The sequence below is a fragment of the Rhizobacter sp. genome (genome assembly GCF_035702065.1).
Classification (GTDB): Bacteria; Pseudomonadota; Gammaproteobacteria; order Burkholderiales; family Burkholderiaceae_C; genus Rhizobacter.
Genome location: NZ_DASSRA010000152.1, coordinates 1 through 11,306, shown reverse-complemented (window position 1 = coordinate 11,306; position 11,306 = coordinate 1). Strand labels below are relative to the sequence as shown.

12 protein-coding genes are annotated in these 11,306 nt (G+C 67.2%); 11 read left to right on the top strand and 1 reads right to left on the bottom strand.

The features are described 5' to 3' along the window. The coding region (locus VFL64_RS07270) for an Mpo1-like protein (RefSeq protein ID WP_489539705.1) at nt 1-253 on the top strand (253 nt) is incomplete at its 5' end. Continuing rightward, nucleotides 250-1,245, top strand: a complete 996-nt coding sequence (locus VFL64_RS07265; RefSeq protein ID WP_489539704.1) for an MBL fold metallo-hydrolase — start codon at nt 250-252, stop codon at nt 1,243-1,245. The genes VFL64_RS07270 and VFL64_RS07265, both read left to right, overlap by 4 nt. Here the strand turns inward: VFL64_RS07265 and apbC are convergent. Beyond that, nucleotides 1,242-2,333, bottom strand: a complete 1,092-nt coding sequence (gene apbC, locus VFL64_RS07260) for an iron-sulfur cluster carrier protein ApbC (protein ID WP_489539703.1) — start codon at nt 2,331-2,333, stop codon at nt 1,242-1,244. The genes VFL64_RS07265 and apbC overlap by 4 nt on opposite strands. A gap of 116 nt (nt 2,334-2,449) precedes the next feature. Between apbC and metG the strand changes: the two genes are divergently transcribed. The 9 genes from metG to panC form a co-directional block, all read left to right on the top strand. Continuing rightward, nucleotides 2,450-4,489, top strand: a complete 2,040-nt coding sequence (gene metG / locus VFL64_RS07255) for a methionine--tRNA ligase (protein ID WP_489539702.1) — start codon at nt 2,450-2,452, stop codon at nt 4,487-4,489. Nucleotides 4,490-4,512: 23 nt separating this feature from the next. Next, a complete protein-coding gene (locus tag VFL64_RS07250; protein WP_489539708.1) occupies nt 4,513-5,268 on the top strand; it encodes a YoaK family protein in 756 nt (251 codons plus the stop codon). A gap of 20 nt (nt 5,269-5,288) precedes the next feature. Next, the gene (locus VFL64_RS07245; RefSeq protein WP_489539707.1) at nt 5,289-6,953 is read left to right on the top strand and encodes a SulP family inorganic anion transporter; all 1,665 of its coding nucleotides are present in this window, start codon (nt 5,289-5,291) and stop codon (nt 6,951-6,953) included. 35 nt (nt 6,954-6,988) lie between these two features. Continuing rightward, entirely contained in the window at nt 6,989-7,660 is a 672-nt protein-coding gene (locus VFL64_RS07240) for a hypothetical protein (protein ID WP_489539701.1), read from the top strand. A gap of 40 nt (nt 7,661-7,700) precedes the next feature. Next, nucleotides 7,701-7,901, top strand: coding sequence for a DUF3460 family protein (locus VFL64_RS07235; RefSeq protein WP_489539700.1), 201 nt, complete (start codon nt 7,701-7,703; stop codon nt 7,899-7,901). Nucleotides 7,902-7,936: 35 nt separating this feature from the next. Then, entirely contained in the window at nt 7,937-8,764 is an 828-nt protein-coding gene (locus tag VFL64_RS07230; RefSeq protein ID WP_489539706.1) for a segregation and condensation protein A, read from the top strand. A gap of 70 nt (nt 8,765-8,834) precedes the next feature. Further along, nucleotides 8,835-9,821 (top strand): biotin synthase BioB, encoded by a 987-nt coding sequence (gene bioB, locus VFL64_RS07225; RefSeq protein ID WP_489539699.1) that lies wholly within the window; start codon nt 8,835-8,837, stop codon nt 9,819-9,821. Beyond that, nucleotides 9,818-10,651, top strand: coding sequence for a 3-methyl-2-oxobutanoate hydroxymethyltransferase (gene panB / locus VFL64_RS07220; protein WP_489539698.1), 834 nt, complete (start codon nt 9,818-9,820; stop codon nt 10,649-10,651). Before bioB ends, panB begins: the two co-directional genes overlap by 4 nt. A gap of 10 nt (nt 10,652-10,661) precedes the next feature. Continuing rightward, on the top strand, nt 10,662-11,306 hold a 645-nt coding region (gene panC, locus VFL64_RS07215; RefSeq protein WP_489539697.1), incomplete at its 3' end, for a pantoate--beta-alanine ligase.

Sequence of the window (11,306 nt, the reverse complement as noted above, 5' to 3'; positions counted from 1 at the left end):
CAGCACCGCCAGCTGGCTGGCCTGGGGCGCGGGCAGCTTCTTCGTCGGCTGGGTGATCCAGTTCATTGGCCACTACTACGAAGGCCGCAAGCCCGCCTTTGCGGATGACCTGATCGGCCTGATGGTCGGCCCGATGTTCGTGACCGGCGAGGCGCTCTTCGCGCTGGGCTGGGGCAAGGAGATGCTGGCCGAGATCGAGCGCCGCACCGGGCCGACCGTGATCCGTGACCTGAAGGCGGCTGCCGCCAAATGAGGCTGCGACGGGTCGCCCTGCGCATCGGCGCCGGCCTGCTGGTGCTGCTTGCGCTGGGGGTGGCTTTTGTCGCCGTCCAATCTCAGCGTCATCCCTCGCTGGCGCCGTACCGCACGCTCACCCTGCCCGAGGCCACGCAGGGCGACGGCGTGCGGGTGCGCTTCGGCGGCGTCTCGACCCTGGTGTTCGACGATGGCGAAACCATGTGGATGACCGACGGCTTCTTCTCGCGGCCAAGCGCCAGGCAGACCTTCACCGGCAAGATCGGGCCCGACGCGGCCCGCATCGACACCGCGCTCAAGCAGCTGGGCGTGACCCGGTTGGCCGCCGTCATCCCGGTGCATTCGCACTACGACCACGCGATGGATTCGCCCCTGGTCGCCCAGCGCACCGGCGCCTTGCTGATCGGTTCGGAGTCGTCGCTCCAGATCGGCCGCGGGCTCGGCCTCGCACCCGAGCAGATGAAACGGGTGAAGCCGGGTGAGCTGGTGACCCTCGGCAAGTTCAGCCTGCGCTTCATCGCCAGCCGACACAGCCCCACGCCGTACAGCGACGGCACGTCGGTGGAGAACATCGAAGCCCCCGTGGTGCCGCCGGCCCGCGCCACCGCCTACCGCGAGGGCACGGTCTGGTCCATCGCCGTGACCCACGCCTCGGGCGCGAGCTTTCTGGTGCAAGGCAGTGCCGGATTCGTGCCGGGCGCGCTGGCCGGTCTGCATGCCGACACGGTGTTCCTGGGCACCGGCACACTGGGCAAGAAGGACGCCGCCTACCGCGCGGCCTACTGGAACGAGACGGTGAAGGCCGTGGGCGCCAAGCGCGTGATCGCCACGCACTGGGACAACTTCTGGCTGCCGCTCGACCAGCCGCTGCAGGCCATGCCGCTGCTGCTGGACGACTTCGACGCGGTGATGGCCGACCTGGCTCAGCGGGGCGCGCAAGACGGCGTCGACATCAAGCTGCCGCCGCTCTTCGTCCCCTTCAAGCCCTAAGTGTTCTTCGACACCGTGATGGTGGGGAACTTGGACGAGAAGTCCTTGCTGCGCTGCGCGATCTTCACCGCCACCTGGCGCGCCATGGCCTTGTAGAGCATGGCGACTTCGCTGCCGGGGTCGCTCACCACCGTGGGCGTGCCCGAGTCGGCCTGCACGCGGATGGCCATGCTGAGGGGCAGCGCGCCCAGGTAGTCCATGTTCAGGTCGTTGGCCATGCGCTTGCCACCGTCGGCGCCGAAGATGTGCTCGGCATGGCCGCAGTTCGAGCACACGTGCACCGCCATGTTCTCGACGATGCCGAGGATGGGCACGCCCACCTTTTCGAACATCTTGATGCCGCGCTTGGCGTCGAGCAGGGCGATGTCCTGCGGCGTGGTGACGACCACCGCGCCGGTGAGCGGCACGCGCTGGCTGAGCGTGAGCTGGATGTCGCCGGTGCCGGGCGGCATGTCGACGATCAGGTAGTCGAGGTCTTTCCAGTTGGTCTGACGCAGCAGCTGGTCGAGTGCCTGGGTGGCCATGGGGCCGCGCCAGATCATGGCGTTGTCCTGCTCCACCAGGAAGCCAATCGACATCACCTGCACACCGTGGTTCTCCATCGTCTCCATGGTCTTGCCGTCGGCGCTCTGCGGCCGGCCCGACAGGCCCAGCATCATGGGCTGGCTGGGGCCGTAGATGTCGGCGTCGAGCACACCCACGCTGGCGCCCTCGGCGGCCAGGGCCAGCGCCAGGTTGACGGCGGTGGTGCTCTTGCCCACGCCGCCCTTGCCCGAGGCCACGGCGACGATGTTCTTCACGTTGGGCAGCAGCTGCACGCCGCGCTGCACGGCGTGGGCCACGATCTTGCTGGCCAGCCGCGCATCGACGGCAGTCACGCCGGGCACCGACTTCGCCGCTGCACCCAGCGCAGCCTGCAACGCGCCGACCTGGCTCTTGGCGGGGTAGCCGAGCTCCACGTCGAACGAGACGGCGCCCCCATCGATCCGCAGGTTCTTCAGCTGCTTGGTGCTGACGAAGTCCTTGCCGGTGTTGGGGTCGATGACGGTTTTCAGCGCGTCGAGGAGCGCGGTTTCAGTGAGGGCCATGGGTGCGTGCAGAGGGAGAAGAGGCCGTGCCAGTCTAGCGCGCAGGCCTTCCCCCCCATGCGTCTCTGGGGGATGGGCGCCTAGAATTCGAGGTTTCCCCTGCCCCGAGCCGCCCGATGACCCGCAAGCTCTTCGTCACCACCGCCCTGCCCTACGCCAACGCCGGTTTCCACATCGGGCACATGATGGAGTACATCCAGGCCGACATCTGGGTGCGCTTCCAGCGCATGGTGGGCAACGAAGTGCACTTCGTCTGCGCCGACGACGCGCACGGCGCGCCGATCATGATCGCGGCCGAGAAGGCCGGCAAGACGCCGCAGCAGTTCGTCGCCGAGATCGCCGCCGGCCGCAAGCAGTACCTCGACGGCTTCCACATCGGCTTCGACAACTGGCACTCCACCGACGGCCCCGAGAACCACGCGCTGGCGCAGGACATCTACCGCGCGCTGCGCAAGCAGGGCCTGATCGCCGAGCGCGTGATCGAACAGTTCTTCGACCCCGTGAAGAACATGTTCCTGCCCGACCGCTACATCAAGGGCGAGTGCCCCAAGTGCGGCGCGAAGGACCAGTACGGCGACAACTGCGAGGTCTGCGGCTCGGTGTATTCGCCCACCGACCTGAAGAACCCGTTCTCGGCGCTCAGCGGCGCGACGCCGGTGCTCAAGAGCAGCTCGCACTACTTCTTCCAGCTCTCGTCGCAGCGCTGCATCGACTTCCTGAAGGACTGGACCACCAGCGCGGGCCGCCTGCAGCCCGAGGTGCTGAACAAGATCAAGGAGTGGTTCGCCGTCGACGAGCAAGGCCACGTGGGCCTGGCCGACTGGGACATCAGCCGCGATGCGCCCTACTTCGGCATCGAGATCCCCGATGCGCCGGGCAAGTACTTCTATGTCTGGCTGGATGCGCCGGTCGGCTACCTCGCCTCGCTGAAGAACCTGTTCGACCGGACCGGCCGCGACTTCGAAGCCTTCATGGCCGACCCGGACGTGGAGCAGGTGCACTTCATCGGCAAGGACATCATCACCTTCCACACCCTCTTCTGGCCGGCGATGCTGCACTTCAGCGGCCGCAAGGTGCCCAACCACATCTTCGTGCACGGCTTCCTCGCGCTCGGCGGCGAGAAGATGAGCAAGAGCCGCGGCACCGGGCTGTCGCCGCTCAAGTACCTGCAGCTGGGCATGAACGCCGAGTGGCTGCGCTACTACATCGCCGCCAAGCTCAACGGCCGCGTGGAAGACATCGACTTCAACCCGGATGACTTCATTGCACGGGTCAACTCCGACCTGGTGGGCAAGTACATCAACATCGCCAGCCGCGCGGCGGGCTTCCTGACCAAGCGCTTCAACGGCGAGCTGGGCAAGATCGGCGCCGACGGCGAAGCGCTTCTCACGCAACTGCGCGCAGAACGCGAGCCCATCGCCGAGCTGTACGAGACGCGCGAATACGGGAAGGCGCTGCGCCAGGTGATGTCGTTGGCCGACAAGGTCAACGAGTACGTCGACGCCAACAAGCCCTGGGAGCTGGCCAAGCAGCAGGGCATGGACGCGCGCCTGCACGACGTCTGCACGGTGTGCATCGAGGCCTTCCGCCTGCTCACCATCTACCTGAAGCCGGTGCTGCCGGCGCTGGCGGCGCAGGTGGAGACTTTCCTGCGCGTGCAGCCGCTGGGCTTTGCGGACGCAGCCCGCGGCCTGGGTGCGCACACCATCGGCGAGTACAAGCACGTGATGCAACGCGTCGACCCCAAGCTGCTCGATGCCCTGTTCGAGCCTGCTGTGGTCGAAGCGCCTCCGCCGGGTGGCGAGAAGCTTGCCGACGAGATCAAGGTCGACGACTTCGCCAAGGTCGACCTGCGCATCGCCAGGATCGTCAACTGCGAGCAGGTCGTTGGCTCCGACAAGCTGCTGCGCCTCACGCTCGACGTGGGCGAAGGCCGCACACGCAACGTCTTCAGCGGCATCAAGAGCGCCTACAAGCCCGAGGACCTGATCGGCAAGTTCACCGTGATGGTGGCCAACCTCGCACCGCGCAAGATGAAGTTCGGTGTGAGCGAGGGCATGGTGCTCGCCGCCTCGCACGCCGATGAGAAGGCCAACCCCGGCCTCTACGTGCTGGAACCCTGGCCCGGTGCCACGCCCGGGCTGCGCGTTCGCTGACACAGCACAAGACAGACTGCATGCTGCCGATCATCCGAGGGTGGGCTGACGCGCAGCGAACGCCGCGAACCAATCTGCGGCTGGGTGCCACGTTGGCTTTCGTGGCCGGTGCCGCGAATGCCGGGGGCTTTCTGGCCGTGGGGCGGTACACCTCGCACACAACCGGCGTGGTGTCCTCCGCCGCCGACCACCTGGTGCTGGGTGAGTGGCGCCTGGCGGGCGCAGCGGCGGCCTCCCTGGCCACCTTCATCGCCGGTGCCATGTGCACTGCGCTCCTGGTGAACTGGGGCCAGCGCCGCCGCTTGCACAGCTGCTACAGCCTGCCGCTGCTGATCGAGGCGGGCTTTCTGATGCTGTTCGGCCTGCTGGGTGCCAGCCTGGGCCTGCACTCCGCCCTTCTGCTGCCTGCCACGGTGTTGCTGCTGTGCTTCATCATGGGCCTGCAGAATGCCGTGATCACCAAGATCTCGCGGGCCGAGATCCGAACGACCCACGTCACCGGGCTGGCCACCGACCTCGGCATCGAATTCGGCAAACTGCTGTATGTGAACCGCAATGAAGCCCTTGCCCAGGTGCGTGCGAACCGCGAACGCCTTCGCACTCACGGCCTGCTGATCAGCTGCTTCTTCGTCGGTGGGTTGATCGGTGCACTGGGGTTCAAATGGGTGGGCTACATCACCACCGTGCCGCTGGCCCTGCTGCTGTTGTTGCTGTGCCTCAAGCCACTGTGGCGCGATGTCAACGAGCGCTTCGTGTCGCCGTGGAGCGCCACACGGTGAGTGGCTGGCGCCTCATGGGCATGGAACTGGCCCGGTTCCGTCCTCGCCTGCTCGATGCCCTGAAGGGCTACGACCGGCAACGCTTCATTGCCGACCTCGGCGCCGGCATCACCGTCGGCATCGTGGCCCTGCCGCTGGCCATGGCCTTCGCCATTGCCTCGGGCGTGAAGCCCGAGCAAGGCATCTTCACGGCCATCATCGCGGGCTTCATCATCTCGGCGCTGGGGGGCTCCAGTGTGCAGATCGGCGGGCCGGCGGGCGCCTTCATCGTGATCGTCTACGGCATCCTGCAGCGCTACGGGTTGACCAACCTGCTGATCGCTACTGCGCTCGCGGGTGTGCTGCTGTTCCTGTTGGGGCTGTTCCGGCTGGGGGCGCTGGTGCGCTACATCCCGGTCACCATCGTGATCGGCTTCACCAACGGCATTGCGGTGCTGATCGCGTTCTCGCAGCTCAAGGATCTGCTGGGCCTGCAGGTCGACAAGCTGCCGAGCGACTTTTTTGCGCAGGTGTACGCGCTCGCCACGCACCTGGGCAGCTTCAACCCCTACGCGCTGGCACTGGGGGCGCTGTGCGTGCTGCTGCTGTTCGGGTGGCCGCGCCTCTTCGCCCGCAACTCGGTGCTGCCCCCCGCCCTGCTGGAAGGGCGCACGCTGCGCACGGCCGCGCGCGTGCCCGGGCCCATCGTGGCGCTGGTGCTGCTCTCGCTGCTGGCCTGGGGGCTGCAGCTGCCGGTGGAAACCATCGGCACGCGCTTCGGCGGCATCCCGCAAAGCCTGCCCACGCTGGAGTTGCCGCCCTTCAGCTGGCAAAGCGCCAAGGAACTGGTGTTCCCCACGCTCACCATCGCGCTGCTGGGAGCGATCGAGTCGCTGCTGTGCGCGCGCATTGCCGACAACCTGATCGACCCGCCGCGCCACGACCCCAACCAGGAGCTGATGGCGCAGGGCGTGGCCAACTTCGTGGTGCCGTTCTTCGGCGGCTTGCCCGCCACCGGCACCATCGCCCGCACGGTGACCAGCGTGCGGGCTGGTGCGGCCAGCCCGGTGGCGGGCATCGTGCATGCCGTCACCCTGCTGGTGATCGTGCTGGTGGCTGCGCCACTCGCCGCCAGCGTGCCGCTGGCCGTGCTGGCCGGGATCGTGCTATTCGCCGCCTGGAACATGGGCGAATGGCATGAATTCTCCCGGCTGCGCCGCTTCAGCGTGCCCTACCGCACCGTGTTGCTGGGCACCTTCTTCCTGACCGTGGTGTTCGACCTCACGGTGGCGGTGCAGGTCGGCCTGGTGCTGGCCTGCGGCTTCTTCATCTACCGCATGAGCATGACCTTCCGCGCCGACCTGGCCCCCGACAGCCCGCCCGGTATGCGCGTGTACCGGCTCTACGGCGCCCTGTTCTTCGGGGCCGTCGGCAAGATCGAAGCCATCGCCCAGGCCCTGCCCGACGGCACCCGTGCCGTGGTGCTGGAGGCGCACCAGCTGGTGTCCATGGACAACTCCGGGCTCGACGCCCTGATGCAGCTGCACCGCAGCCTGGCGCGCCAGGGTGTGCGGCTGGTGTTGTGCGACCTGAACGAGCAGCCGCGGGCCCTGATCCACACCGCGGGGTTGGACGCGGAGTTCGGGGAAACCAACTTCACCGCCCATCTGGGGGCTGCGCTCGCCCGGGCTAACGAACCTGTCTGAGCTATCCTTTTCGCCCTACAAAAGGGGAGAACTTCGTGGGATTTCTCGACGACCTGAAGCGCCAGGCCGATGCGCTGAAGACGCAGCAGACGATCGACACGGCAGCCTTGGCCCGCAATGCCGCGCTGGTCGAGGGGGCGTGCAGAAGCGTGCTGCAGTACTTCATGGAACTGGCCCAGCAGCTCAACGTCCTGCAGCCCACGCCGCCCCTGCGCATCTTGCTCGACAAGGCCAACACCATCGACGGCCTCAAGCGCTGCGACTTCCGGGTTGACGCACGCCGCAAGCAGCACAGAGGCCAGGAGGTCTTTGACCACGTCGTCCTGCATGGGCTGCAGAAGACAAGCCGCAAGCTCAGCATGAGCAAGGACTTCCCGCCCGAGATCGAACGTCTCGAATCGCGCCTGCGCCAAGCCGGCATCTCACCTGATACGCAGTGGGTTCGTGATCAGCAAAGCGGGCGGCTCGAAGAGGTTCGCTTCACCTTCACCGCCGACATCACCATGATGGTGCGCGTCCTGCCCAACCACGATGAGGGCCACTTACGCTTCCAGATTGCCAATTTCGATGCTCTTGAGACGGTAACTGCCGACTTCCCCGCCCATCTGGTGGGATCCGAGTTGCTCGATCAACTCGCCCGATGGGTCGTGGGTGAACCCAACCAGTTCCTCAAGCAGGCTGAGAGTGTGCGTCGAACGGAAGCCTGAGGCCGTTAAAATCGCGCCTCTCCCGCTCGACACGACCACCATGCCGCTGTTCTGGAAAGCCTACAAATCCGACGTCACCTCGTTCATCGAGGATCTCAAGGCCAAGAAGCCCACGCTGGAAGAAGAGCAGCGCCAGGGCCGCGCCCTGCTGTGGGACAAGCCCATTGACCTGGAGGCGCAGGCCGATTACCGCGATGCACGCGTGGATCAGCAGCCCTACGTCTACCAGACCAAGCGCTGAGCTGACTGTCTGAGCCGACCGTGAGTACCGAGGTGATGGCGCCCGACACGCCAGACGTAGCCACCGTCCCCGACGTGGTCGACCACGTGGCCGTGGCCCGTCTGTATGGCGAACCGCTCTTCGCCCTGCCGCAGGACCTGTACATCCCGCCGGACGCGCTGGAAGTCTTCCTCGAGGCCTTCGAAGGCCCGCTCGACTTGCTGCTCTACCTGATCCGCAAGCAGAACTTCAACATCCTCGACATCCCGCTGGCCAGCGTGACCCGCCAGTACCTGGCCTACGTCGACCAGATCCGCAAGACCAACCTCGAGCTCGCGAGCGAATACCTGCTGATGGCGGCGATGCTGATCGAGATCAAGTCGCGCATGCTGTTGCCACCCAAGAAGGTGGCCGAGGGCGAAGAACCCGAAGACCCGCGGGCCGAGCTGGTGCGCCGCCTGCTGGAGTACGAGCAGATCAAGCTGGCCGCGGCGCGACTGGATGCGCTGCCGGTGATCGGGCGCGACTTCCTGCGCGCCCAGGTCACCATCGAGCAGTCGCTCAAGCCGCGCTTCCCCGACGTCGACGCCGACGAACTGCGTGCCGCCTGGCAAGACATCCTGAAGCGCGCCAAGCTCAACCAGCACCACACCATCACGCGCGAGCAGCTCTCGGTGCGCGAGCACATGAGCATCGTGCTGCGCCGCCTGCAGGGCAAGCGTTTCGCCCTGTTCGAAGACCTGTTCGACGTGGCCCGCGGCCCGCAGGTGCTGGTGGTGACCTTCATCGCCATGCTCGAACTCTCGCGCGAGCACCTGCTCGAAGTGACGCAGGCCGAAGCGTTCGCGCCCATCTACGTGCGGCTGGCCTACCAGCCCGCCTGACCCACCCCTGACCCTGCACCACCAGCGCCATCCTGGCGCGCGCAACCGGTTCGACCGAGGAGAGAAGTCCATGCAAGAAGCAGCCGTTCAGATCCACGCCCGCAAGAGCCCGCCCGTGCAGGCACCCGAGCGCTGGTCGGTGGCCGAGGTCGAGGCCTTGTTCGCCCTGCCCTTCAACGAACTGCTCTACCGCGCCCAGACCGTGCACCGCCAGCACTTCGACCCGAATGAAGTGCAGCTGTCCACCCTGCTGTCGATCAAGACCGGCGGCTGCCCCGAGGACTGCGGCTACTGCCCGCAGGCCGCGCGCTATGACACCGGCGTCGAGGCCGGCAAGCTGATGGACTGCGACTCCGTGCTCGACGCCGCGCGCCGCGCCAAGGAAGCCGGCGCCACGCGCTTCTGCATGGGCGCCGCCTGGCGCGGCCCCAAGGACCGCGACGTGGAGAAGGTGGCCGAGCTGATCAGCGCCGTGAAGTCGCTGGGCATGGAGACCTGTGCCACGCTGGGCATGCTGGAAGACGGCCATGCCGAGCAGCTGCAGGAAGCCGGCCTCGACTACTACAACCACAACATCGACACCGCGCCCGACAAGTACGGCGACATCATCAGCACCCGCCAGTACGAAGACCGCCTGAACACGCTGCAGCGCGTGCGCGGCGCGGGCGTGAAGGTGTGCTGCGGCGGCATCGTCGGCATGGGCGAGACGCGCACGCAACGCGCCGGCCTGGTGGCCGCCCTGGCCAACCTCGACCCCTACCCCGAGTCGGTGCCCATCAACAACCTGGTGCAGGTCGAAGGCACGCCGCTGCACGGCGAGGCCAAGCTGGACCCGCTGGAGTTCGTGCGCACCATCGCCGTGGCACGCATCACCATGCCGACCGCCCGCGTGCGCCTGTCTGCCGGCCGCCAGCAGATGGGCGAGGCCATCCAGACGCTGTGCTTCGCGGCCGGCGCCAACTCCATCTTCTATGGCGAGAAGCTGCTCACCACCGGCAACCCCGACGTGGAGGCCGACCGCCAGTTGCTCGGCAAGCTCGGCATGAAGACGTCATGAGCAGCCACCCCACCGAAGCACCGGCCGCGGGCCGCAAGCCCGTCACCCTGCACCGCCTGCGCGAGATGCAGGCGGCTGGCGAGCCGATCACGATGCTCACCTGCTACGACGCAAGCTTCGCGAAGCTGCTCGACAGCGCCGGCGTCGATTGCCTGCTGGTCGGCGACTCGCTGGGCATGGTCATCCAGGGCCACCAGAGCACCATGCCGGTCACGGTGGAAGAGACGGCCTACCACCTGCGAGCCGTGGCGCGCGGCAACCGCAGCGCCTGGCTGATCGGCGACATGCCCTTCGGCAGCTACCAGGAGTCGACCAGCCAGGCCATGCGCACCGCCACCGCGCTGATGCAGGCCGGCGCTCAGATGGTCAAGCTCGAAGGCGGCGGCTGGACGGCCGACACCGTGCGCTTCCTCGTCGACCGCGGCGTGCCGGTGTGCGCCCACCTGGGCCTCACGCCGCAGTCGGTGCACGCGCTGGGCGGCTACCGCATCCAGGGCAAGGGCGACGAGGCCGTGGCCACGCTGGTCAGGCATGCCAAGGAGTTGTCGGACGCGGGCGCGGCCCTGTGCGTGCTGGAGCTCGTCACCGCCGCCGCGGCGCGGGCTGTGCAAAAGGAAGTGCGCATGGCCACCATCGGGATCGGCGCCGGCGTCGAATGCGACGGTCAGGTGCTGGTGCTGCACGACATGCTGGGCGTGACGCAAGGCAAGCTGCCGCGCTTCGTGCGCAACTTCATGGACGGCGCGCCCTCGGTCGAGGCCGCCATCACGCGCTACGTGGCCGACGTGAAGGCCCGCCGCTTCCCCGACGACAAAGTCCACGCCTACTGATCGCTTCACCATGCAGATCCTGCACACCATCGCCGACCTGCGCGCCGCCCTGCCGGGGCCGCAGGCCTGCGCCTTCGTGCCCACCATGGGCAACCTGCACGAAGGCCATCTGGCCCTGGTGCGCCAGGCCAAGCAGCACGGCCTCCCGGTGGTGGCCAGCATCTTCGTCAACCGCCTGCAGTTCGCGCCGCACGAGGACTTCGACCGCTACCCCCGCACCCTGCAACGCGATGCCGAATTGCTGGCCGGTGCCGGCTGCGACTTCGTCTTCGCGCCCGACGAGCGCGAGATGTACCCGCAGCCCCAGGCGTTCAAGGTGCAGCCCGACCCGGCACTGGCCGAGATCCTGGAGGGCCACTTCCGCCCCGGCTTCTTCACCGGCGTGAGTACGGTCGTGATGAAGCTCTTCACCATCGTGCAACCGGCGGTGGCGGTGTTCGGCAAGAAGGACTACCAGCAGCTGATGGTGATCCGCAACATGGTGCGTGAACTTGCCATGCCGATCGAAATCATCGGCTGCGACACGGTGCGGGCACCGGATGGCCTCGCGCTATCGTCGCGCAACGGTTACCTCGGCAGTGACGAGCGGGCCGAAGCCCCACGTCTGCACCGCCAGTTGGCGGCAATCGCCGAATCGGTGCGCGCGGGGCGCCAC

Bases quoted from the DNA above. Each gene is read 5' to 3' on its own strand.
- panB (WP_489539698.1), top strand. From the start codon at position 9,818: ATGAGCAGCCACCCCACCGAAGCACCGGCCGCGGGCCGCAAGCCCGTC.
- apbC (WP_489539703.1), bottom strand. From the start codon at position 2,333: ATGGCCCTCACTGAAACCGCGCTCCTCGACGCGCTGAAAACCGTCATC.
- bioB (WP_489539699.1), top strand. From the start codon at position 8,835: ATGCAAGAAGCAGCCGTTCAGATCCACGCCCGCAAGAGCCCGCCCGTG.
- VFL64_RS07265 (WP_489539704.1), top strand. From the start codon at position 250: ATGAGGCTGCGACGGGTCGCCCTGCGCATCGGCGCCGGCCTGCTGGTG.
- VFL64_RS07245 (WP_489539707.1), top strand. From the start codon at position 5,289: ATGGAACTGGCCCGGTTCCGTCCTCGCCTGCTCGATGCCCTGAAGGGC.
- VFL64_RS07230 (WP_489539706.1), top strand. From the start codon at position 7,937: ATGGCGCCCGACACGCCAGACGTAGCCACCGTCCCCGACGTGGTCGAC.
- metG (WP_489539702.1), top strand. From the start codon at position 2,450: ATGACCCGCAAGCTCTTCGTCACCACCGCCCTGCCCTACGCCAACGCC.
- VFL64_RS07235 (WP_489539700.1), top strand. From the start codon at position 7,701: ATGCCGCTGTTCTGGAAAGCCTACAAATCCGACGTCACCTCGTTCATC.